General features: G+C 70.5%; 20 protein-coding genes. 6 read left to right on the top strand and 14 right to left on the bottom strand.

Features of this window, described 5'->3' with window-relative positions; genetic code table 11:
• Positions 1-137: 137 nt before the first annotated feature.
• Positions 138-1,211, top strand: coding sequence for a methylmalonyl Co-A mutase-associated GTPase MeaB (meaB, locus tag AC1HFH_RS15790; protein ID WP_480243539.1), 1,074 nt, complete (start codon positions 138-140; stop codon positions 1,209-1,211).
• Between the two features lie 30 nt (positions 1,212-1,241).
• Here the strand turns inward: meaB and AC1HFH_RS15785 are convergent, their stop codons facing one another.
• Entirely contained in the window at positions 1,242-2,738 is a 1,497-nt protein-coding gene (locus AC1HFH_RS15785) for a multicopper oxidase family protein (protein WP_480243538.1), read from the bottom strand.
• 192 nt (positions 2,739-2,930) lie between these two features.
• On the opposite strand from AC1HFH_RS15785, the gene AC1HFH_RS15780 reads away from it, so the two are divergent.
• Together AC1HFH_RS15780 and AC1HFH_RS15775 are read left to right on the top strand one after the other, a co-directional pair.
• Positions 2,931-4,112, top strand: a complete 1,182-nt coding sequence (locus tag AC1HFH_RS15780; protein WP_480243537.1) for a sensor histidine kinase — start codon at positions 2,931-2,933, stop codon at positions 4,110-4,112.
• Entirely contained in the window at positions 4,109-4,756 is a 648-nt protein-coding gene (locus AC1HFH_RS15775; RefSeq protein WP_480243536.1) for a response regulator, read from the top strand. The genes AC1HFH_RS15780 and AC1HFH_RS15775 overlap by 4 nt, the downstream gene beginning before the upstream one ends.
• A gap of 57 nt (positions 4,757-4,813) precedes the next feature.
• Here AC1HFH_RS15775 and AC1HFH_RS15770 read toward each other — a convergent pair whose 3' ends face one another.
• The 5 genes from AC1HFH_RS15770 to AC1HFH_RS15750 form a co-directional block, all read right to left on the bottom strand.
• Entirely contained in the window at positions 4,814-5,707 is an 894-nt protein-coding gene (locus AC1HFH_RS15770) for an amidohydrolase family protein (RefSeq protein ID WP_480243535.1), read from the bottom strand.
• The gene (locus AC1HFH_RS15765) at positions 5,704-6,747 is read right to left on the bottom strand and encodes a nucleoside hydrolase (RefSeq protein ID WP_480243534.1); all 1,044 of its coding nucleotides are present in this window, start codon (positions 6,745-6,747) and stop codon (positions 5,704-5,706) included. The genes AC1HFH_RS15770 and AC1HFH_RS15765 overlap by 4 nt, the downstream gene beginning before the upstream one ends.
• 93 nt (positions 6,748-6,840) lie before the next feature.
• The gene (locus AC1HFH_RS15760; protein WP_480243533.1) at positions 6,841-8,184 is read right to left on the bottom strand and encodes a CoA transferase; all 1,344 of its coding nucleotides are present in this window, start codon (positions 8,182-8,184) and stop codon (positions 6,841-6,843) included.
• Positions 8,185-8,238: 54 nt separating this feature from the next.
• A complete protein-coding gene (locus AC1HFH_RS15755; protein ID WP_480243532.1) occupies positions 8,239-8,622 on the bottom strand; it encodes a DUF2784 domain-containing protein in 384 nt (127 codons plus the stop codon).
• A 95-nt stretch (positions 8,623-8,717) separates the two neighbouring features.
• Positions 8,718-10,148, bottom strand: a complete 1,431-nt coding sequence (locus tag AC1HFH_RS15750; protein ID WP_480243531.1) for an SDR family NAD(P)-dependent oxidoreductase — start codon at positions 10,146-10,148, stop codon at positions 8,718-8,720.
• Positions 10,149-10,263: 115 nt separating this feature from the next.
• Here AC1HFH_RS15750 and AC1HFH_RS15745 point away from each other — a divergent pair, with 115 nt between their 5' ends.
• The gene (locus AC1HFH_RS15745) at positions 10,264-10,929 is read left to right on the top strand and encodes a TetR/AcrR family transcriptional regulator (RefSeq protein ID WP_480247865.1); all 666 of its coding nucleotides are present in this window, start codon (positions 10,264-10,266) and stop codon (positions 10,927-10,929) included.
• 4 nt (positions 10,930-10,933) lie between these two features.
• Here the strand turns inward: AC1HFH_RS15745 and AC1HFH_RS15740 are convergent, their stop codons facing one another.
• Entirely contained in the window at positions 10,934-11,290 is a 357-nt protein-coding gene (locus tag AC1HFH_RS15740; protein ID WP_480243530.1) for a hypothetical protein, read from the bottom strand.
• 239 nt (positions 11,291-11,529) lie between these two features.
• Here AC1HFH_RS15740 and AC1HFH_RS15735 point away from each other — a divergent pair, with 239 nt between their 5' ends.
• The gene (locus AC1HFH_RS15735) at positions 11,530-12,234 is read left to right on the top strand and encodes a hypothetical protein (RefSeq protein WP_480243529.1); all 705 of its coding nucleotides are present in this window, start codon (positions 11,530-11,532) and stop codon (positions 12,232-12,234) included.
• Between the two features lie 3 nt (positions 12,235-12,237).
• On the opposite strand, the gene ligD is transcribed toward AC1HFH_RS15735, so the two are convergent.
• From ligD to AC1HFH_RS15720, 3 genes are all read right to left on the bottom strand, one after another.
• The gene (gene ligD, locus AC1HFH_RS15730) at positions 12,238-13,254 is read right to left on the bottom strand and encodes a non-homologous end-joining DNA ligase (RefSeq protein ID WP_480243528.1); all 1,017 of its coding nucleotides are present in this window, start codon (positions 13,252-13,254) and stop codon (positions 12,238-12,240) included.
• Positions 13,251-14,330 (bottom strand): ATP-dependent DNA ligase, encoded by a 1,080-nt coding sequence (locus AC1HFH_RS15725; protein WP_480243527.1) that lies wholly within the window; start codon positions 14,328-14,330, stop codon positions 13,251-13,253. Before AC1HFH_RS15725 ends, ligD begins: the two co-directional genes overlap by 4 nt.
• Before the next feature lie 130 nt (positions 14,331-14,460).
• Positions 14,461-14,829: a cold-shock protein gene (locus AC1HFH_RS15720; RefSeq protein WP_480243526.1), complete on the bottom strand. Its 369-nt coding sequence runs from the start codon at positions 14,827-14,829 to the stop codon at positions 14,461-14,463.
• Positions 14,830-15,089: 260 nt separating this feature from the next.
• On the opposite strand from AC1HFH_RS15720, the gene AC1HFH_RS15715 reads away from it, so the two are divergent.
• Entirely contained in the window at positions 15,090-16,667 is a 1,578-nt protein-coding gene (locus AC1HFH_RS15715; protein WP_480243525.1) for a condensation domain-containing protein, read from the top strand.
• Here AC1HFH_RS15715 and AC1HFH_RS15710 read toward each other — a convergent pair.
• The 4 genes from AC1HFH_RS15710 to AC1HFH_RS15695 are packed head-to-tail and all read right to left on the bottom strand — an operon-like array spanning position 16,592 to position 21,809.
• Entirely contained in the window at positions 16,592-17,902 is a 1,311-nt protein-coding gene (locus AC1HFH_RS15710; RefSeq protein ID WP_480243524.1) for a pyridoxal-phosphate dependent enzyme, read from the bottom strand. The genes AC1HFH_RS15715 and AC1HFH_RS15710 overlap by 76 nt on opposite strands.
• Positions 17,896-19,329, bottom strand: a complete 1,434-nt coding sequence (locus AC1HFH_RS15705; protein ID WP_480243523.1) for a type III PLP-dependent enzyme domain-containing protein — start codon at positions 19,327-19,329, stop codon at positions 17,896-17,898. Before AC1HFH_RS15705 ends, AC1HFH_RS15710 begins: the two co-directional genes overlap by 7 nt.
• Positions 19,326-20,567: a heavy-metal-associated domain-containing protein gene (locus AC1HFH_RS15700; RefSeq protein WP_480243522.1), complete on the bottom strand. Its 1,242-nt coding sequence runs from the start codon at positions 20,565-20,567 to the stop codon at positions 19,326-19,328. Before AC1HFH_RS15700 ends, AC1HFH_RS15705 begins: the two co-directional genes overlap by 4 nt.
• Positions 20,568-20,588: 21 nt before the next feature.
• A complete protein-coding gene (locus tag AC1HFH_RS15695; protein ID WP_480243521.1) occupies positions 20,589-21,809 on the bottom strand; it encodes an aminotransferase class V-fold PLP-dependent enzyme in 1,221 nt (406 codons plus the stop codon).
• Positions 21,810-21,849 lie beyond the last annotated feature (40 nt).

Below are 21,849 nucleotides of genomic sequence, written 5' to 3'. Positions count from 1 at the left end.
GCGTCGCCGGGCCTCGGCCGCGGCGCGCGGCTGCTCCGGTTGTCCGGCTCGGTGGTGTGACGACGAGTGCCGTGTGTCGAGGCGATCCGTGACCCGGTGTGGTGGGCGATCCGGACCCGGGGCGAACCGAGGGAGATATGAGGACGAACGTGCACGGATCCGGTGAACCTGCGGACGTCGTGCCGGGCTCCGGCCCGACCGCCGGTACGCGGTCGGCCGGGCGGGGCCGGTCGATCGATGTCGCGGCGCTCGCGTCGGCGGTGCGGGCCGGCGATCGGGCGGCGCTGGCCCGCGCGATCACGCTGGTCGAGTCGACCCGCGCCGATCACCGGGATCTCGCTCAGCAACTGCTGCTGCGGGTGACCCCCGACACTGCTGCCCCGGCATCGAACCGGGTCGGTATCACCGGGGTGCCCGGGGTGGGCAAGTCGACCTTCATCGATGCGCTCGGCATGTATCTGCTGGACAAGGGGCATCGGGTGGCGGTGCTCGCGGTCGACCCGTCGTCGACCCGGACCGGTGGCTCGATTCTCGGCGACAAGACGCGGATGGCCCGGCTGTCGCTGGAGCGGGACGCCTTCATCCGGCCCTCGCCGACCGCCGGCACCCTGGGCGGTGTCGCCAAGGCGACCCGGGAGACGATGGTGCTGCTGGAGGCGTCCGGTTACGACGTGATCCTGGTGGAGACCGTGGGCGTCGGCCAGTCCGAGGTGACGGTCGCGAACATGGTCGATGTGTTCTGCTTCCTCACCCTGGCCCGCACCGGTGATCAGTTGCAGGGCATCAAGAAGGGCGTGCTGGAACTGGCCGATCTGGTGGCGGTGAACAAGGCCGACGGTAAACACGAGATCGAGGCCAAGGCTGCGGCTCGGGAGCTGACCGGTGCGATGCGGCTGATCCATCCGCACGATGCGCTCTGGCGGCCACCGGTGCTGACCATGAGCGGACTCGAGGGGCTGGGCCTGGACACGTTCTGGAACACGGTGCTCGAACACCGCCGGGTGCTCACCGACGCCGGGGAGTTCGACGAGAAGCGCCGCCGCCAGCAGGTGGACTGGACCTGGACCATGGTGCACGATCAGCTGCTGCGCCGGCTCGCGGACAACCCGGCCGTGCAATCGGTGCGGGGCCGGGTGGAACGCGACGTTCGTACCGGGGCGCTGACCCCGGCGCTGGCCGCCCAGGAACTGCTCGACGCATTCGACAGCTGACCGCGGCGAAGTGAGCGCCCCGCGGGCCCGTCAGTGACCGCCGTGGCCGGGGACCGGTGCCCGTGGCACCGGGGTATCACCCGGTCCGAGCACCAGGAACTGGCCCATCATGCCCTGATCCTCGTGGTACAGCAGGTGGCAGTGGTACATGTACGGGTTCACCGGGTCCGTATGATCGGTGAACCGCATCGCCAGCCGGGCACCGGAACCCGGAGCGAGGTAGAGGGTGTCCTTCCAGCCGGCCAGTTCCGGCGGCGGCGCCGCCCCGTCGAGGTCGAGAATCCGGAACTGCACATCGTGGATGTGGAAGTTGTGCGGCCAGTTGTCCCGGTTGTGCACCTCCCACACCTCGGTGGTGTCCACCGGGACGGTCAGGTCGATCCGGTTCATATCCATCCGCAGCCCGTTGATCATGAACCACTGCAGGTCGAAGGACCGGTCGGCGGGAGTCCCGGCCGGTACCAGCGGCGGGATATCGACGAGGGCTGCCGGAACGGCAGGGCGCGGGTCGAGGCTGCCGGACGCCCGTATCTCCAGGATGTCGAAGGAATCGTCGAACCCGAACGCGGCACGATCGACATCACGATGCCCCGCGATCGGGGTGGAACGCAGCATCGTCGTCTCCCCGGCGGATATCGGCACCACGATCTCGGCGCGTTCGCCCGGGCTCAACTGGAGCCGGGTACGCGGGACCGGTTCGGGCAGCAGCCCGCCGTCGCTCCCGACCACCTGGAACACCCGATCGTCGGCGAACCCGAAGTTGTACAGTCGGCCCGCGGATCCGTTGAGGATCCGCAACCGGATTCGTTCGGTCCGAACGGGCAGATAGGCACCGGCCAGCCCATTGGTGACGATGGTGTCGCCCAGCAGCCCGATATCGGTGGCATCTGTTTCGTCCAGCGTCCCGGCGGTGGTGAACCGGCGATCCTGGACGACGAGCGGGAAATCGTCCACGCCGTAGTCGTGGGGGAGCGGCAGTGCCGTCGCGATGTCGTCGTCGACGAGGAACAGCCCGGCCAGTCCCCGGTACACATGCTTCTCGGTGGCCCCGTGCGGATGCGGGTGGTACCAGAGCGTCGCCGCCGGTTGATCGACGGTCCAGCTCGGGGTCCAGATGCCGCCCGGGGCGATGGTCTGATGCGGTCCACCGTCGAAACGGGCCGGTAGATGCATACCGTGCCAGTGCACGGTGGTGGGCTCCGGGAGCCGGTTGGTCACCGTGAAGGCGACTCGCTCACCACGCCGGGCCCGCACCGTCGGCCCGAGAATCGTCCCGCTGTACCCCCAGGTGGGGGTGCGTCGGCCGGGCAGGATCTCGGTGGCGCCGGTTCGTACCTCGAGATCGAACCGGCGGACCCCGGCGGCATCGACCGACGACGGGGCGATCGGCGGGATCGGCAGCGGCCGGGCGCCGGTCACTCCGGCGGCGGCGAAGCCGGGGGTGGTGGTGCCGCGGGTGGCACAGCCGGCCGCCAGCACGGCCGGCAGGCCGGCGAGCCCGGCCAGCACCGTTCGTCTCGGGATCACGAATACTCCTCGTTCGTCGGCGGATCGAGGTCGATTCTGGATTGCCGCCCGGTTGCCGAACTCGTCCGTCCGGCCGGATCCGGCCGGTCCGGAACCGGCCTCCCAGGCCTTGTCGAAACCGGTCCGATCTGTTAGGGCGGGCTCGGCCGGTCCGGCTACTCCGCGTCCCGGCAGGTGGCATACGGTGGTGCGATGTCCGAAATCCGCACCGGACCCGGCCGGCAGCGGCTCCTGCGGTGGTTGCCGTTGCTGCTGATTCCGCTGTTGCTGGCGGCGAGCACCTATCCGGGGGAGTACCGGGTGCCCTGGAGTTACTGGGTGCCGGCCCTGGCTGCCGGTGGCCTGTTCGTCCTGGGCCGTCGATGGCCGGTACCGGTCTCGGTCGCACTGTCGGCACTGGCGGTCCCGCTGTTCCGCACCCCGGCCTGGGGCGTATCGGACCTGGTGCCGTTGCTGGGCGCGGTCGCCCTGGTGGATGCAGTGATGCGCAGCAATCGCCGGCCGCCGATCGTGGCCGTGACCGTGTGCTGGGCGGCCGCCGTCGTGGCGGGCCGGATCGACAGGCACGACGGATCGATCTGGCGTGCGGCGACCGTGGTGGAGATCGGTGCCTACGTGGGGTTGCCGTTGCTGCTCGGCCTGTACCTGCGCGGTCAGCGGGAGCTGGCCGCCACGCTGCGGGCCCGGGCCGCCGATGCCGAGCTCCGGCGGGCCGAGGCCCAGTTGCGCACCCGGATGACCGAACGTGCCGCGCTGGCCCGGGAACTGCACGATCTGGTCGCCCACCATATGTCGTCGATCGTGCTGCGGATCGGGGCTGCCCGGCATGTCCTGCCGGATACGGATTCTCGGGTCCGGGCCGTCCTCGACGATGTGCACGGGATCGCCGCGGATGCCTTGTCGGATATCCGGCGGTTGCTGGCCGCGCTGCGCGACCCGGCCCTCGGCGAAACGGTGCTGGTGGAATCGGCAGCGGTGCAGAGCGAACTGACGGCGGCGGTCGAGCGGGTCCGCGCCGGCGGGTTCCGGGTGCATGCCGATATCGCACCGGGGCTGGACCGCCTGGACGCCGTCGGCCGCCTCACCCTGCTGCGCTCGATACAGGAATCGCTGACGAACGTGATGAAACACGCCGATCGGGACACCCCGGTGCACCTGACCGTGCGGCGCACGGCGGGTGGCTGCACCGTGGAAGTCGTCAGCGGCGGCGGATCCGGGCGGCCACCCTCCGACGGGCACGGACTGGTCGGTATGCGGGAACGGATCGAACTCGCGGGCGGCCGCCTCACGGTCGACACGGAGGGACCGCGGTGGACCGTATCCGCCTGGCTGCCCTGGCCGGCCGGTGCGGGGGAAGCGGAGCCGGTCCGATGACCAGGGTGCTGATCGTGGACGACCAGCGGCTGGTCCGGGCCGGGTTGCGCATGCTCATCGATGCCGCCGACGATCTGACCGTGGTCGGTGAGGCGGCCGACGGTGCCGCGGCATTACGGCTGCACGCCGAACTGGCTCCGGAACTGATCCTGATGGATCTGCGGATGCCGGGTATGGACGGGGTGGCGGCCACCGAGCGGATCCGCGCCTCCGGATCCGGTGCCAAGGTGCTGGTACTCACCACCTTCGACGACGACGAACACCTGTACCCGGCCCTGGCCGCCGGGGCGGACGGCTACCTGGTCAAGGACACCGAACCGGCGGAACTGCTGCACGCGGTGCGCCGGACCGTCGCCGGCGATACCCCGTTCTCCCCGGCCGTACTGCGGCGGCTCGTCGAGCAGGCCCTGGCCGGGCGCCGGGCCGATGCCCCGATGCCCCGCGTCGACCTGTCGGCCCGCGAACTGGATGTGCTGGCCGGGGTCGGGGCGGGACTCACGAATCAGGACATCGCTGCGCGTCTGCATCTCGGGGTGACGACGGTGAAGACCCACGTCGCCAACCTGATGGACAAGACCGGCTGTGACAACCGGGTGCGGCTGGCCGTGTACGCCTGTCGGCGCGGCCTCGCCGGGGACGGCTGAGCAGATGGCCGGGGACGGCTGTGTGCAGACCAGCGGGGGACGGCCGTGCAGACCGGTTCAGTTCGGCCGATCGAGCGCGAACAACCGGGCGGCGTTGTCGTGCAGGACCGCCCGCAACCAGGCGTCACCCCGGCCCGGCCGCTCCAGCGCCGCGACGGCGTGCGCGTAGTCGTAGGGAATGTTGGGGAAGTCGCTGCCGAACAGGATCCGGTCGCCGAAGTCGTCGAGGCGGTCGTAGGAGTCGGCCGGGAACGGCGCCCCGGCTTCGCTGAAATCCGTCCAGATCATCGTCGTGTCGAAATACACACCGGCGAACTCTTCGGCGAGATCGAGGAATTCGGTGTACTCGGGCGTGCCCATATGCGCGATGATCAGCCGCAGCTCAGGGTGGCGGCGCAGCATTTCCGCGATCGGTGCGGGGCCGGTGAACTCGCCGGGCGCCGGGCCGGAGCCGCAGTGGATGATCACCGGAGTGCCGGTCTCGGCGAGCAGCTGCCACACTCCGTCCAGGAGCGGGTCCAGCGGTGAGAACGCGCCGACCTGGATATGTACCTTGAAGACCCGGGCACCCCGGTCCAGTGCGGCACGCACGTATCGGACGGCCTCCGGCTCCGGGAAGAACGTAGCGGTGGACAGGCAGTCCGGGGTGCGGTCGGCGAATTCTGCGGCCCAGCCGTTGAGCCAGTCCGCCATCGCCGGCTTGTGCGGGTACACGAGCGAAGTGAACGCGCGGACCCCGAAGTCGCGCAGTGTCTTCAGGCGTACCTGCTCGTCCTCCCGGTACGTGATCGGCCAGGTGCGGCCGGTGAGCGGGCCCGCCTGGTCGAAGTACGCCCACACCTTGCGCATCACCGGTTCGGGCATGAAATGGGTATGCACATCGACGATTCCGGACAGCCCGAGACGGTCGCGTAACCGGGCGAGGTGGACTGCGGTGTCGTCGTGGCTCATGGCTGCTCCGAGTGGTGGACGGTGCGGGCGAAATCGCCGACGCGGGCGATCAGGCGGTCGAAGAAGACCGCCGGATCGGTCCCGATCACGATGTCGGCGTTCGGTTTGCGGCCCCACATCCCGGTCCGGTCGGCAACCGTGGTGGCCCGGGTCAGGGTGCCGGTCAGTTCGACGTCGACGGTGGCGGGGTGCGTGCGGGCGAGGGCGGGGTCCAGGGCCACCGCGGCAGCGAACGGGTCGTGCATATGCGCGAGATAGCCGAGGTCGTAGCCGTGGTGGAAGTCGAAGTAGAAGCGGATCGCGTCGGTGAGGAAGCGGATGACCGGGTTCGGCGCCGTGCACCGGGCGGAAGGCGGGTCGGCGGGCGAGACCGGCGGCAGCGGCGGGCACCCGGCCCGTTCGGCGAGGCGGGTGAGATGGTGTGGGAACATCTCGATGGTTTCGGTGATGTCGAGTGCACACACCACCGGCCGCCGATCCGGCGGAGCGGCCGAGAAACCGGCGAAGACCTCGGCGGCGGCTTCCGGGTCGACGTGGATGTTCCATTCGCTGGTCGGTGTGGTGTTGCCGGGATGCTGGAAGGCTCCGCCCATGATCACCAGCCGCTGCAGCAGCTGCGGGAGTTCCGGTTCCATCCGCAGTGCGAGCGCGAGGTTGGTCAGCGGTCCGGTGCACAGGCCGATGATCTCGCCGGGCGCCGCCTGCACCTGCTCCACCCACATCCGGGCCGCGGACCGGGGCGACCGACTGCGCCCGGACGCCGGAAGTTCGGCGTACCCGATCCCCTGCGGTCCGTGCGTGTCCTCGGTGGTGCGCAGGGGAACGGCCAGCGGCTGTTCCGCGCCGAGGGCCACCTCCACGGCCGGTGCCCGGCACAGGTCGAGCAGTGCCAGATTGTTGGCCGCAACCTGTTCGGCCGGTACGTTCCCCGCGGTCGATGCGATCCCGACGATCTCGGCGGCGGGTTCGGCGAGCAGGTACAGCAGCGCCAGCGAGTCGTCGATCCCGGTGTCGACGTCGGCGATGATCTTCTGGCCCACGGATCCGAGCCTAGTTCCCGCCGCCCGGCGGCCGGCGGCGGGCTGTGGCCGGGCATACGGCGCCGGGCCGGAGGCGATCGCCGGGCCGGTGGATCACAGCGCGGGGACCGCCCAGGTGGAGGTGCCGGTGCCGTAGACCGGGGCGGGTGCCGGGTAGTCCGGATATTCGGCCAGGGCCGGTGCGGCGGTGGTCACCTGTCCGTGGGTGACCGTGGCGCGTGGGTCCGGGGTGGCGGCGGTCAGATGGTCGGGAGTGCGGGGCCCGGCGGCGAGCAGCCAGGTGGCGGTCCGGGCCAGCGCGGCCCGGACGGTCCGGCCGTGACCGTCGGCGGCGCGGGCGGCGAGCGCATCGATGATCCCGGCGGCGAGCAGATAGCCGGAGGCATGATCCAGCGCCTGGGCGGGCAGTGCGCCGGGCATCCCCGGGGTGCCCTCGGCGAGTGCGATCCCGGTGGCGGCCTGGACGATGCTGTCGAACCCACGGCGCTGCGCCCACGGCCCCGATTCTCCCCAGGCGCTGATCCGGGCGTGGATCAGGCCGGGCCGGTCGGCGGTGCAGCCGATGGCTTCGAGCGCACCCGGACGATAACCGGTGACCAGTACGTCGGCATCGTCGAGCAGGGCGGCGAACCGGTCCGGATCGGCGCGCAGATCCAGCAGGGCCGAACGTTTGCCCTGGCCGGTATCCCGGAACTGCCAGTCGATCTCGGGCAGCTGCGGCGGATCGATCCGCAGGACGTCGGCGCCCAGCAGGGCCAGGGTACGGGTGGCGACGGGTCCGGCCAGCACCCGGGTCAGATCGAGCACCCGCAGGCCGCGTAGGGGCTCCTCGACGGTACCCACCGGCTGCCGGGCCGCGGTAGCGGCGGTCTCGTCTCGCTCGACGGCGACCAGGGGCCCGTCGGCAGCGGCCCGGCCGGCTGCGCTGTCGGCCCATTCGGGTTCGCCACGTACGCGCACCGCGACGGCACCGGCCGCCGCCGCCCGGCGTTCCACCTCGGCGGCGGGCAGCATGGCCAGTTGCGCGAAGGCGTGGTCGGCCGAGGCGTCCACCGGTAGGCCGAGGGCGGTGAGCAGGCGCGCGCGATGGTGCGGATAGTTGGCGTGGGTGCGCACCCAGCCGTCGAAGGTGGGGAAGAACCCGGACAGTTCGGCGAACACTTCGGGGGCGGCACCGGCCACCGAATGCAGCCGCTCACTCGTGAACGCCGCAACGATCCGGGTCGGGTCGATGTGTGCGTCGACCGAATCCAGTCCCTGCCCGGCCCTGAGGCGGTTCGCCGCCGCGGCCACGGCCTGTACCGACCCCGCGGCCAGCTGCCACACCGGCAGCGTCGCGGCCAGGGCCAGGCCGGGATCGGGGAGTTCGGCAGGCGGCTGCGGATCGAGACCGAGGCCGGTTTCGTAGTCGTGGAGGAGATCTGCGCGCGGGTTCACACGCCCGAGGGTAGACCCGGGCGGCCGGTGCGGTGGATGGTGGTCCGCACCGAATTACGGTGTCCGGCTTCGGGTCGGCTGCGCGGGGCGGTGCCGCAGCAGGACGAAACCGGCCCAGGAGAACACCACGACCACACCGGCCAGCGTCCGTACCAGGCCGAGGGCGTTGTCCGGGTAGATCACCCCGGTCAGATAATGGTCGATGAATCCGCTCGGGGGCAGCGCGGCGGCGCCCGCCCGGTCGCGGGCCCAGTTCTCCAGGTGGGTCAGCGGACAGTCGAACCCGACCAGTACGGTGCCGAATCCCCAGGCGACGGCCGCCAGGTGCAGCGTGACGGTCCGGGGCCACCGCCACGCCAGGAAACCGCCGAGCACCACGTACGCGATGAATGCGAAGTGCGTGACGGCGACCACGTCGGCGAGCACCCGGAACAGCACCTGTTCAGGATAGGTCGGCAACCCGGCCGCGCGGTCCGGCCGACACCGACCGGTGACCGGGCTGTCGCCATCCGGCTGCCGTCACCGAGCTGCAGTCACCAGGCGGAAGGCCGGTAGTCCTTGAGGAAGCAGCCGAACAGGTCGACACCGTTCTCACCCTGCACGATCGGGTCGTACACCCGGGCCGCACCGTCGACCAGGTCCAGGGGTGCATGGAAGCCCTCGTCGGCGAGCCGGATCTTGGTGTAGTGCGGGCGCTCGTCGGTGATCCAGCCGGTGTCGACGGCGGTCATCAGAATCGAATCGGCCTCGTACAGTTCGCGGGCACTGGTGCGGGTGAGCATGTTCAGCGCGGCCTTGGCCATGTTCGTATGCGGATGCCCCGGCCCCTTGTAGCCGCGGGAGAACTGCCCCTCCATGGCGGAGACGTTGACGATGTACTTGCGCCGCGCCGCGGCGGCCGCCATGGCCGGACGTAGCCGGGACACCAGGATGAACGGCGCCACCGAGTTGCACAGCTGCACCTCGAGCAGTTCGCCGGCGTCGACCTCGGCCACCGTCTGCACCCAGCTGTTGGTGTGCGCGAGATCCGGGACCAGGCCGCCGGCATCGATGGCCACTCCGCGCGAGATCCGGTCCGGGGTGGCGGATCCGGCCACCAGCGCCAGTTCGGCGACCTCGTCGGCGGACAGCGCCGGGGCCAGCGAGGCGGTGAGGGCCGTGGGATGGGCCTGCATCGTCTTGCCGAAGGTGACCGATTCGGGCAGGGCCCCGGCCGGCAACGGTGCGGACTCCGCGTCGACGAGGGCACTGTAGGCACCCGGGGAGCGGCGCACCGTCTGCGCGGCATTGTTGATCAGGATGTCCAGCGGGCCCTGTGCGGCGACGTCGTCGGCGAGGGCGATCACCTGAGCGGGATCGCGGAGGTCGATGCCGACGATGCGGAGCCGGTGCAGCCAGTCGGCGCTGTCCGGCATGGCGGCGAACCGGCGGATCGCGTCGTTCGGGAAGCGGGTGGTGATCGTCGTGTGGGCCCCGTCGCGCAGCAGCCGCAATGCGATGTACATGCCGATCTTGGCCCGGCCGCCGGTGAGTAGGGCGCGCCGGCCGGTCAGATCGGTGCGGGCGTCGCGTTTGGCATGGCTCGCCGCGGCGCAGTCCGGGCACAGCTGGTGGTAGAAGGCGTCGACGCGGGTGTAGTCCTGTTTGCAGATATAGCAGGGCCGCGGACGGATCAGGGTGCCGGCCGAGGAGCCGGTGGTACCGGAACTGATCGGGATCCCGGCGGTCTCGTCGTCGATCCGCTGCGGGGAACCGGTCGCGGTCGCCGCGATCACCGCACGATCGGCGTCGGCGACCCGCCGGCGCGCTTCGGTGCGACGACGCTGCTTGAGCTTCTTGAACATGTGTCCGACCGCCCGCTGCACCGCGATCGAGTCGGGATGGTCCTTGTCGAGTTGCCCCGCGTGGTCGAGCACCCGGAGGCAGGTGGCGAGCTCATCCGGATCGATCGTGTTCTCGGCCATCGGAAAGCGGGGTGGTCCTTCGTGCGGGGGCGGGTGACGCGTTCCATTGTCGCATTCGCCTGCCGGCCCACCCGCTGGGTATGGTGATGGACCGCCGCCGCACACCGTGGTGGTCCTGGTACACCGACGGAGTCCGACGATTTCGCAGCTCGAAACCGAGGCAGCCGAGGCGCCGCGCCGCCGCCGGCTCGAGCCCGACGAACGCCGCGCGCAGATCCTGGCATGCGCCATCGATATGTTCGGGGAACGGCCGTATGCGGCCGTATCCACCGCGGAACTGGCGCAGCGGGCCGGGGTGGCGCGCGGTCTGATCAACCACTATTTCGGCAACAAGCGTGATCTGTATCTGGCCGTGGTCCGGCGGATGGTGACGCTGCCCCGGATGGACAGTATGTCGGTGCCCACCGGCGCCCCCCGGGAACGGGTGGACGCGATCGTCGGCTGGCTGCTCGACACGATCGCCGAACACGGCACCACCTGGGTGAAGGTGACCAGCCACGAGGGTGTCGGCGACGACCCCGAGGTACAGCAGATCCTCGATCAGGCCGACAACGCGGCGGCGGAGCGGATGCTGCTGATGCTGAGCCGTGCCGATCTGGCAGAGAATGCGCAATTGCGCGCGCTGATACTCGCCTATGCGGGGCTGGTCAAGGTCGCCGGCCGGGAATGGCTGACCCGCGGGACGCTGACCCGCGCGCAGGTGCACCGGCTGCTCGCCGACACCCTGCTGACCTTGCTCACCGAGACGATTCCCGCGGTGGCCGAGGGGCGGATTCCGTAGCCGGTCAGCCGGGCAGGCGGCCGACCGGGCGGTGTGCGAGTTCCGCGCTGTAGCGCACCGAACCCAGATGTCCCGGCGCGTGGCCGTGCCGTCCGTAACGGCGTTCGATGACCTCTTCGCGGCGATGTTCGAACAGCAGGGCACCGACACCGACGGTGAGCAGCAGCGCGGTGGCGGCGGCACCGAGCGCCGCCCAGCCCGCATAGTCGGATCCGGCGGCGGTGAGCGTGCAGGCCAGCGCGATCACGCCGAGCGCACACAGGACGATGCCCGGAACGTTGTAGTCGTCGGCGAGCAGGTCGCCGGCCTGTGCGTGCCAGGGACGGTCGGTCCGGTCTGCTGATGTGCTGCTGTCGGTCATGAATCCTCCTTGCGCCGTGGCCGGATGCGGGTGACGCCTGGTGATGACCAGCATGAACCGCCGGCGGCGCGGGCGACAGGGGTGGTTGCCGGTTCGTTACCGGCCGACCGTGCTGTGATCGAATCGTGACCATATCGGGCATTGCGCTGCGGAGGGGTGCAGCCGGTCCCTATTGTCTTCGGTTGACCCGGGCGGCCGCTGTGCCGGTGCTGCGGGGAGGATCGACAGAGGGGCCGCGGATGGCACGGTACGAGGATTGGGACGAGGCCCCGGCGGGCGCCGGCGAACGGGACTGGGACGGCGAGCTCTGGCCGCATGCCCAGCCGTTGGCGGAACGGTACCGGACCCCGATCGTGAATCCCTACGCCATGGTGGCACTGGCTGCCGGTCTGCTGTTGCTGTTTCCGGTGGCGATCGTGTTCGCCCTGCTGTCGTTCGGGCACCCGCGCGGCCGGGTGATGGGGTTGCTGGCGCTGCTGCTGGGGCTCGGCGAGGTGGCTCTGCTGGTGGCCGCGGTGTATACGGCACGCGGCGAGTTGCGCGATGTGCTGCCCCAGGCGGATGCGACGACAACGGTGACGGTTCCGGCCACGCCGACGGCTCCCGCCGGTGCGCCGGTGGCGCCGGCCGGTGAATCGGCCGCCCCGGCCCCGGCCGTGTCGGAACGACCCGCACCAGAATGGCAGTCGGTGCAAAACGGCACGGACTGCACTTCGGCGGGGGTAGGTGCGATCGGTACCGGTACGGACGGCACGGTGCTGTGCCTCAACACCGGAACCGGGGAACAACGCTGGTCCGGCCCATACGACGTGGCGGAGACGGCCCGGAGCGCGGGCGGGGAATGCGATCCGTCGGCGGAGCGGACCGCCCGCACCGGCGACAATCGAGCTCTGGTCTGCGAGACGTCGGGCGGCACCAGCAGCTGGGTGTACTGGACCGAGTAGCCGCTACCCGGCGTCCGCCGCACCACCGGCCCGGGCACGGCTGGGTTGGACCCGGGGCGGTTCGCCGGGCATCTTCGGGTACTGCGGCGGCCACGGGGCATCCATCATCCCGCTCGCCAGATCGCGTTCCGACATCTGCAGCAGCGGTTCGATGGACTGCGGGGCGCGGTCCGCCCACGGATCACCCAGCTCGGCGACCCGCAGCGGCACGGTGGCGAGGGTGAGGTCGTCCGGGACCACCTCGTCGAGCTCGTCCCAGTCGATCGGCGTGGAGACCTGGGCTCCGACCTTCGGCCGCACACACCAGGCCCCGAACACCGTCTTGTGCGGCGCGTTCTGGTTGTAGTCGACGAAGACCCGCCGGCCACGTTCCTCCTTCCACCACTGGGCCGTGATCCGGTCCGGATGGCGGCGTTCCAGCTCGCGGGCCAGCGCGACCGCGGCGGCCCGGACCCGGTAGCCGTCCCAGCGCGGTTCCAGGGCCGCGTATATATGCAGCCCGCGGGAGCCGGAGGTCTTGATCCGGGTTTCGATGCCCAACTCCGTGCACAGGTCACGGGTGAATCGTGCGGCGGCCCGCAGATCGTCGAACCCGATCCCGGGTGAGGGATCCAGATCGATGCGCAGCTCGTCGGCGATGGTCAGATCGGGGACTCGGTTGGGCCAGACATGGAAGCCCAGGCATCCCTGATTCACCGCCCACAGCACATGGGCCAGGTCGTGTGCGACCAAGGCCTGGCTGGTGGTCCCGTTCGGGGTGGCGACCTCCACGGTGTGCAACCAGTCCGGCGCCGATTTCGGCACCCGCTTCTGGAACCACGACTTGCCGGAGGCGCCGTCCGGATAGCGTTCCAGCAGCACCGGCCGGTCACCGATCACCTCGAGCAACGGCCCGGCGACGGCCTGGTAGTAGTGCACCAGGTCGAGTTTGGTCTCGCCGCGCCGGCTGAAGTAGATCTTGTCCGGGTTGGTGATGGTGACGGTGCGCCCGGCGGCCTCGATCGCCACGCCCGCGCTCATCGGGTCACCCCGAAGATCTCGGTGAGCTCGGCCGGAGCGATCTCGTCGAGCTGGGCATAGGTGCACGATTCCGGCGTCCGGTCGGGCCGGAACCGGACCAGCTGGCCGCCGTGCCGGAACCGGCCGGCCTGCACATGTTCGTAGCGGACCTCGGCAACCGTCTCGATGCGCAGCGGTTCCCAGGACAGGTCCTTACCGCCGGTCCAGCGACTCACCCCGCCCGGCATCCGGCCACCGGCGCTCTCCTGCGCGGCGGCGTCGGCCCACTCGCGCCACGGATGCCCGGTGAGCGCGTCGGTGCGCAGCGGGGCCAGCTCGTCGACCAGTTCGCGGCGCCGGGCGGCGGTGAAGCTGCTGGCCACGCCGACGTGATGCAGCGTGCCGTCCTCGTCGTACAGTCCCAGCAGCAGGGAGCCGACCCCGGCGCCGTCCTTGTGCCAGCGGAATCCGGCGACGACACAGTCGGCGGTCCGGGCGTGCTTGACCTTGAGCATCACCCGCTTGTCCTGCTGATAGGGCTGATCGTCGGCCTTGACCATGACACCGTCGAAACCGGCGCCCTCGAAGCGGGTGAACCAGTCCTCGGCGACATCGGGGTCGTGGCTGATCGGCGTCAGGTGCACCCGGCCCGGTGCGGCGTCCAGGATCGATTCCAAGTGCCGCCGGCGTTCGGCGAACGGCTCGCCGGTGAGATCGCGATCGCCCAGTGCCAGCAGATCGAAGGCGACGAAGCCGGCCGGTGTCTGCTCGGCGAGCAGCCGCACCCGGGACGCCGCCGGGTGCAGCCGGTTCTGCAGGGCGTCGAAATTCAGGCCGTGCTCGGTCACCACGACGATCTCGCCGTCCACCACACAGCGCGGCGGCAGCGCCTGCAACAGCAGTTCCGCCAGTTCCGGGAAGTACCGGGTCAGCGGGCGGTCGTTGCGGGAGCCGAGTTCGATCCGGTCGCCGTCGCGGAACACGATGCAACGGAATCCGTCCCATTTCGGTTCGTAGCTGAGTCCCTGATCGCGGGGAACCGATGCTGCGGTCTTGGCGAGCATCGGACGGACGGGCGGAGATACCGGCAGATCCACGGACCCTCCCTGGGTTGGCTTCACGACACCTGTGCCGACGGCGCGGGCGCGGTGAATTCATCGTCTGCGCCCGCCATCGTAGGCGCTCACCGGGCCGCGGGGGCGGCACCGCGCCGCTCGCCGGTGCCGCTCAGGGGACGTCCAGCCAGCCCTGTTCGTCGGCGAAAACGGTGAGCCGATCGCGCAGCGCGACGATCTCGCCCGCGGTCAGGGAGGGGCCGGCATCGAGGAGGAGTTCGGTGATCAACCGGCGGTGCTCGGCGACGGTCAGGGCGGCGTTCTCCCGGCCGTTGCGGTGGGCCGACAGGGTCAGATTGATGGCTTTGGGGCCGCGTTCCCCGTCGGCGATATCGAATTCGAACACCCGGCCCTGCCGCAGCTGTTCCTCGTCGAGCCCGATATCGTTGACGTGGACGAACACATCGGGTCCGCCGTCCTCGGGCCGGATGAATCCGAAGCCGCGTGAGCTGTCGAAGGACACCAATTTCCCGATGGACACCTGACCGCTCCTCGCCGCTGTGTTGCCGCGCTCACTGTAACCCGGTGACTCGGCACCGCGTAGGGAAGTCACGGATTTGTGGCGTATACCCCAATTCGTTTGTGCCCGTTCGATTTGCTGGAAGTCGGTGATCGGCGCCGGGGTGGGGTGGCTGGGGCGTGCGCAGTGCGACGACCGGTCGTCATTGCCCGGAAACTGTCCGTTAACTCGACCTGGGTACGTTTCGCGCCACAAACGGTGCGGATGGAGGTCCAGGGCGAGTGTTCTACCCCGAGGCGGGGATGTTGTCGGGGGGACGTGCCGCCGTGCCGGCGGGCAGTGCCGAGCCGAGGGCGGGCCGGGTGCCGTTCCGGCTACCGGCGCCGCCGCGGGTACCGCTCACCCGGTGCCGCCGCCCGGACTTCGTGCCGTTGGCGCCCGCCCAGGAACGGATTTGGCATGCCGCGGCGCGGGGCCGGTCCGCGGACTGGAATGTCACCGAGGCGGTACGGGTCCGGGGTCCGGTCGTGCACGCCGAGGCGCTGGCTGCGGCCGTCGGTGATGTCGTCGCCCGGCATGCGCCGTTGCGGACCCGGTTCCCGGACACGGACCGAGGCCCCGCGCAGGTCGTGATCCCGGCCGAAGCAGCGGCGCCGGACATCCGGACCTTCACGATCGAGCCGGATCGGCTGCCGGCTGCTGTGGCCGAGGTGGCACGGCACCGGTTCGACCTGGCCGCCGCACCGGCACTGCTGGCCCGAATCTTCGTACTCGGCGCCGGCGATGTCGTCCTGGTGCTGGGGATGCACCACATCTGCGTGGACGGGCAGTCGATGGCGCCGTTGCGGCGGGACCTGGGTGCGGCGTACGCGGCCCGCTGCGCCGGCCGGGCACCGGCGTGGACCCCGCTGCCCGTCGACTACCTCGACTACACCACCTGGAAGCATGCCCAGCTGGGCGACTACCGCGACGAGTGGAGCCGGGCCACGCAGCAGCTGCGCTACTGGGCCGATGCGCTTGCCGGGCGGCCCGCGGCCCTGGGATTCCCGGTCCGGCCCGCCGGCACGGTGGCGGTACTCGATCCGGTGGCCGGTGACACCGTCGAGATCCGTTTCGGGTCCGCCGTGCACGCGGGCCTGGCCACCCGGGCGGGGCACGCGGGTGCGAGCCTGTTCATGATCCTGCAGGCGGCCTTCGCGGTGTGCGTGGGCGCGTTCGGCGGCAGTTCCGATGTGACCGTGGCCACCGCGGTCTCCGGGCGTGATCGGCCCGAGCTGGCCGACCTGGTCGGCAACTTCGCCGACGATGTGCTGCTGCGGGTGCGGCTGGACCGTGCGGCGGATGTGCCGGAACTGTTCGATCAGGTGCGCCGGACGGCGCTGGCGGCGTTCACACATCCCGACACCCCGAATCCCCGGCTGAAACGCTGTCTGCTGGAGGATCCCCGGCTGCCGCTGTTCCAGGCGACCCTGATCCTGCAGCGAGCCGATGCCGCCGCGGCTCCGTCCGTCGCCGGGCCCGCAGCCGAGATCACGGGCCTGCCGACCGGGGTGGTCGTGGCCAAACACGACCTCGAGTTCGGACTCACCGAACACTACGACAGCGCCGGGCTGCCCGCCGGGATCAGCGGTACCTTCCGGTACCCGGTGGCGCGCTTCGAGCGCGGCACCGCCGAGGAATTCGTCGCCGGGTTCGATGCGGTGGTGCGGTTGCTGGCCGGTGGCTACCGAGGCCCGGTGGCCCTGTTGACCGAGCGTGCGACGCCGGGGGTGCTGCGGCCGGCTCAGCGGTCCCGTTCCAGCGGCAACCCCGCATCGCGCCAGGCGACGATTCCGCCCGACAAGCTGTACGCGTCGTAGCCCGCGTCCGCCGCACGGTCGGCGAAGCGCACCGACGCCTCGCCCACCGGGCAGACGAACACCAGCGGGCGGGACCGCGGAAACGGGATGCCGTGCTCGAACAGCTCGTCGAGAACGTCGTCGCGCAGGTTGGACGACCCCGGGACGTGCCCCATCCGATAGGCCATCGCACCACGGATGTCCACCACGGTGGGCCGAGCCCGCCGGTCGAGTTCGGCCAGCTCCGCCGGCGCGAGGGCCGGTGCGGTACCGACCGGGGCCGCCGGCTCGGCCGGCCGGCCGAACAGCTCGGGCCGCCGCTTGCGCAGATAGGACAGGTACGGTTCCAGCCGGTCACAGACGATCAGCACGGCGACCAGTGGCCGGCCGTTCGGGCGGGGCGCCGCGGCGAGCAGATCCAGTGCGGCTGCATAACCGGCGCCGCTGGTGGGTCCCGCGAGCACGCCGAAGCCGGTCACCAGGGCCAGCGTCGCCTCGATCGCGCGGGCGGAATCGACGGTGACGATATGGTCGTAGAGCTGTGGCCGGAACAGACCCACCTCCCACATCTCGTGTTCGGACCGGATTCCCGGGATGAAGTCGTCCCGGCCGGACACCACGGCCACCGTGCGCAGTTCGGGATGCTGTTTGCGCAGGTACCCGGCCGCGCCGCGGGTCGATCCGGTGGTGCCGAGACCACCGACGAGATAGTCGATCCGGTCGATCCCGTCGGCCGCCAGGTCCTCGTGGATCTCCCGGCCGGTGCCGTGGTGATGCACCTCGGGATTCTTCTCGTTGGTGTACTGGGACGGATGGAAGTATCGGTCCGGATCGGCGGCGAGGGTCTGCTCGATCACCGCTGCCACATCGTTGGGCGCCGTGGGGTCGGGGCACTCGGACAGACCCGGCAGTTCCACGATGTCGGTTCCGAGCAGTTGCAGCAGCTCCCGCACCTCCTGGACCCGGATCCGGTTGGTGACCGCCCGCAGGCCGACACCGTGGACAGCCCCGAGGATCCGCAGTGCCTTGGCGGTGTTGCCGCTGGATGCCTCGATCAGAGAACGGCCCCGGCGGCGTAATTCGGGTAGCTCGTCGCGGATGAGTGCCCAGGCGACCCGGTCCTTCACCGAACCGAACGGGTTGTGCGACTCCAGTTTCGCGTACAACTGCACCCCCGCGAGGCCGTGCACGGCCGGATCCAGACGCAGCAGCGGTGTGTTGCCGATCAGTTCGGTGATGTGGTGGTAGGTCAACACGATCCCTCCGGTCCGGGCGCCCCGGGCCGGAAGTCGGCGTCGGAACACAGGGTGAACGTGGTGCCGTGCCGAACCGCAGCGACTTTCGCCGGCACCGGATGCAGTGCGGCCCCGGCCGCCGAGAGGTCCATGTGGTACGCGGCGGTGTTGGTGAACGCCACGATGTCCCCCGGGCCGGGGAGACGGGGCAGCCGGACCTGCCGGGTGGTGATCAGATCCCGCTCCAGGCACAGCCGGCCGGCGAAGAACACGCCGACCGGCCCGCCGTCGTCGGAATGTGCCGGGACGAGCACCGGATCCACCAGCGTTTCCTGATCGGCGGGTGTGACCTGATCGCGGCTCAGATTCAGGTGGACCAGCGGTACACCGTCGCGATGCGGCTTCACGAACTCGACCTGGGCCAAGGTGATCCCGGCTCGATCCACCAGCGCCTTGCCGGGCTCCAGCCACAGCTCCAGGAGATTGTCGGTGAGTACCCGGGCCATGGAATGCCCGCCGTGCCCCGGCAACGCCGCATCGAGGAGCTCGGCGAGCAGACCGGGGGCGGTGACCGGGTTGGCGTATCGGTGCACCACGGGAATGCCGTGCACCGTCGTTCCGTCGGCGTGCAGCCCGAGGGTCTGCCCGGCCCAGGTACGCGCCGGCCCGATACCGGCCAGACCGGCCCGGACCTCCCCGAGATACCGGTCGTAGGCCTCCGGATCGGCGAGGAATACCTGTCGCAGTCCGCCGCCGATATCGAGCACGGTGGGGTACAGATCATGCCCGGCCCCTCGCTCGATCAGTTCCAGGCAGCTCGCGGCCGCCCGAAGCCGTTCGGCGGAGTCGGCGGTGTCCAGGTGGAAGGCGAAGCCGAGGAACCGAAGCCGGTCCCGAGCCGCGGCAACGATGCGCATTGCGGATTCGATGTCGGCCGGATCGATGCCGAAACGGCTGGGCGCCGAGCCCGCGAAACCGGAGACCCGCAGCAACACCGGCACCGGGTGTCGGTGGGTGGCGTATCCGGACACCGTGGTGAGCTCCCACAGATTGTCGACATTGACGGTTGCTCCGGCAGCGGTGAGCGTGCGCAGCAGGCCTTCACCTTTGGGGCCGGTAGCCTCGATCCGGTCGGCCGCGAATCCGGCGGCCAGCGCCGAGTCGAGCTCCGGTGCCGAGCACACGTCGATACCCAGCCCGGCCGATTCGGCCGCCCGGACGAACGCCGCACTGCGATTCACCTTGTGCGCGTAGCAGATCCGATAGCGGTGCAGGCGGGCATCGAGGACCGTCCGCAGCGCTGCCAGATTCGTATCGAAGACCTGCGGGAACACCACGTGCAGCGGCGACCCGAAGCGGTTCAGGGCGGCGGCGACGGCGGGCGGGTCGGCCAGGAACGCGGCGACAGTCGGATCCAGGGCCGGGGTCAGAGCCGGCGGCGCCCTCATATCGCCTCGGGTTCCGGTCGGTCGTCGACCGGGTTGTAGCCCCCGTCCCGGAGGGCCTCGAAGGCGCGGTGGCGGTTGCGTGGGCTGCGGAACCGGGCGACGACGCGCTTCTCGTGCAGATCGATCTCGTCGACCCGGATCTCCATCGACGTGAGCAGTCCGTCGATGGTGCGGACACAGTGGCGGCAACTCATATCCGGGACGTAGAACACGGCGTCGCCCGGGCCGTCCTCCTCGTCCGCGGTGTGCTCCGGCTGCGCGGCGATCTCGATCATCGGGGCGGCCGCGGCGAAGGTCGCCACGAACTGCTCGGTCACGGCTTCCAGCACGCTGAACGGCCGGCCGGCCGATACGTGCACGGTCGCGGAGGGGCAGGCCGGTCGTTCTCCGGTGGGGAGCAGCGCGTACTGGCGGGAGATGAGATCGAGTTCGTCGTGATAGTGCGCGGCCGCGGTAGCGGTGTCCATGCCCTCCTGCGTGGTTGCGCGGGCCATCACGGATCGGGCGTCGGCGATGGTGGCGTCCTTCATGGCGCGCAGCAAGGTCACCGACTCCGGGCTGTATCGGACGGTGCCGCCGGGCCGGGGGACCAGCCGGACCGGGATCATGCCGCGCCGGTAGGTGGCCGCCTGCAGTTCCCAGTACCAGCGGGTGGCGACCTGGGTGAAAATGCCCGAGTCGGCGATGCCCCGGGCGAAATCGACGACATTGCGGTAGGGGGTACTCGCGGCGAGTAGTCCGTGCTGCGCGAGGGCGCGCCCAGCGGCTTCGATGCCGACGCGAAAGATTTCCTGCGGTTCGTGGTCGGTGGTGGTACCGGCGAGGACATTCCGGTCGACCGGCCCGAGTGCGGCGGCGCGGCGGGCGAATCCGGTGTCGGCGGCGAGCGCGTGCCACAGCATGAGTACCGTCTCGCGGGTGGCGATCGGCAGCAGCGGCCCGAGGCCGTCCGCGCGGTAGTGGCCGGTATTGGGTACGCCGGCGCTGTCGGTCCAGGTGATCCGGTGCGTCGCGCTGGTCACCTGCTCGGCCCGGCACGGGTACATGAACCGTTCCAGATACAGCCGCTGGGAGAGAGTCAGAGCGGCACCGGGTTCCGGGAGCAGTGGGGTGCTGCGGTAGGTGATGCGGTGCCGGACCGGAGCGGCCACCGTGGCGAACAGTCCGGGCCGGGCGAGTTCGGCCAGGATCCGCGCGGTGGCCCGGCGGTCGTAGTGCGGTAGGTCTGGTGAGTCCATCGAACCTCCTGGGGTCGTCGCTCAGCGCAGTTGCCCGGCGATCTCGGCCACACCGGCAGTGAACCGGTCGATCTCCGCAACGGTGTTGTAGATGTGGGTGCTGACCCGGATGGATCCGGCATCGGGGCCGGCCCGATCCGACAGCACGCAGTGATTGCCGGTGCGGACCAGGAAGCCGAGTTCGGAAAGGACGAATCCGAGATCGGCAGCGGTGATCCCGGCCAGGGTGAACGAGACGATCCCGCAGCCGGTGTCGCCGGCGGTGTAGGCCGGGCCGGGCAGGAATTCACATCCCGGTACGGTCCGGAGGCCGTCGATCACCCGACGGGTGAGGTCGCGGTTGTGGGCGGCGACCGCGGACAGGCCGATCTCGTCGAGCAATTGCAGAGCCGGTGCCAGGGCGAGCACGCCGGGCAGATTGTGCGTGCCGCCCTCCAGCAGCTGCGGCATGCCGGTCCCGATCAGGCCCTCGGCGCCGATCCGGATGCCGCTGTGCCCGCCCGGTAGGAACGGCCGCAGCCGGTCGTGGACGCGGGCGCGGCAGTAGAGGATCCCGGTGCCCGGCGCTCCGAACATCTTGTGCGCGGCGAACACGGCGAAATCCGCCCGCAGTGCGGTGACGTCCACCGGTAGGTGGCCGCCGCTCTGGCTGCAGTCGTAACAGAGCAGTACATGGGGATCGAGCCGATCGAACAACCCGTCGAGGGTGCTGACCGCACCGTAGACGTGGTGCAGGTGGCTGACAGTGATCAGCCGGGTGCGCGGGGTGATCCGGGCCGCGATGTCGGCGACGTCGGCGGCGCCCGTCCGGGTGGTGCGATACGGCACCAGCGTGATCCGGCATCCGGAACGGGCCAGGAGATCGCGCAGATTGTGCCACGGCAGCACGTTCGCCGCGTGATCGGCAGGGCTGTAGAGGATTTCGTCGCCGTCGGACAGCTCGGCCAGTCCCCAGCTGTAGGCGACGGCGTTGAGCGCGGCGGTGGCGCCGGCGGTGAACACGATCTCCTCGGCGCGGTCGGCGCCGACGAAGGCGGCGGTCCGTTTCCGGATCCGGGCGATGCGGTCGGCCAGCCCGGTGGCCCACGGGTAGGTGCCGCGCCCGGCGTTGGCGGTCCGTTCGCTGTGGTAGCGGGTGATTTCGTCGATCACCGTCCGCGGTTTCTGGGTGGTGGCGGCACTGTCCAGGTACACCGTCGCCGGGTCGGCCAGGGCCGGGAACAGCTCGCGGATCGCCTGCAATGCCGCCCTCCCAACGCCTGCCCAGCTCGGATCGGTTCCG

Source organism: Nocardia sp. KT25-26 (assembly GCF_056627695.1).
The sequence above is the reverse complement of the archived record's forward strand: the minus strand, read 5'-3'. Positions and strand labels throughout refer to the sequence as shown.

Bases quoted from the DNA above. Each gene is read 5' to 3' on its own strand.
- meaB (WP_480243539.1), top strand. From the start codon at position 138: ATGAGGACGAACGTGCACGGATCCGGTGAACCTGCGGACGTCGTGCCG.
- AC1HFH_RS15780 (WP_480243537.1), top strand. From the start codon at position 2,931: ATGTCCGAAATCCGCACCGGACCCGGCCGGCAGCGGCTCCTGCGGTGG.
- AC1HFH_RS15775 (WP_480243536.1), top strand. From the start codon at position 4,109: ATGACCAGGGTGCTGATCGTGGACGACCAGCGGCTGGTCCGGGCCGGG.
- AC1HFH_RS15770 (WP_480243535.1), bottom strand. From the start codon at position 5,707: ATGAGCCACGACGACACCGCAGTCCACCTCGCCCGGTTACGCGACCGT.
- AC1HFH_RS15750 (WP_480243531.1), bottom strand. From the start codon at position 10,148: ATGGCCGAGAACACGATCGATCCGGATGAGCTCGCCACCTGCCTCCGG.
- AC1HFH_RS15740 (WP_480243530.1), bottom strand. From the start codon at position 11,290: ATGACCGACAGCAGCACATCAGCAGACCGGACCGACCGTCCCTGGCAC.
- AC1HFH_RS15735 (WP_480243529.1), top strand. From the start codon at position 11,530: ATGGCACGGTACGAGGATTGGGACGAGGCCCCGGCGGGCGCCGGCGAA.
- ligD (WP_480243528.1), bottom strand. From the start codon at position 13,254: ATGAGCGCGGGCGTGGCGATCGAGGCCGCCGGGCGCACCGTCACCATC.
- AC1HFH_RS15705 (WP_480243523.1), bottom strand. From the start codon at position 19,329: ATGAGGGCGCCGCCGGCTCTGACCCCGGCCCTGGATCCGACTGTCGCC.
- AC1HFH_RS15700 (WP_480243522.1), bottom strand. From the start codon at position 20,567: ATGGACTCACCAGACCTACCGCACTACGACCGCCGGGCCACCGCGCGG.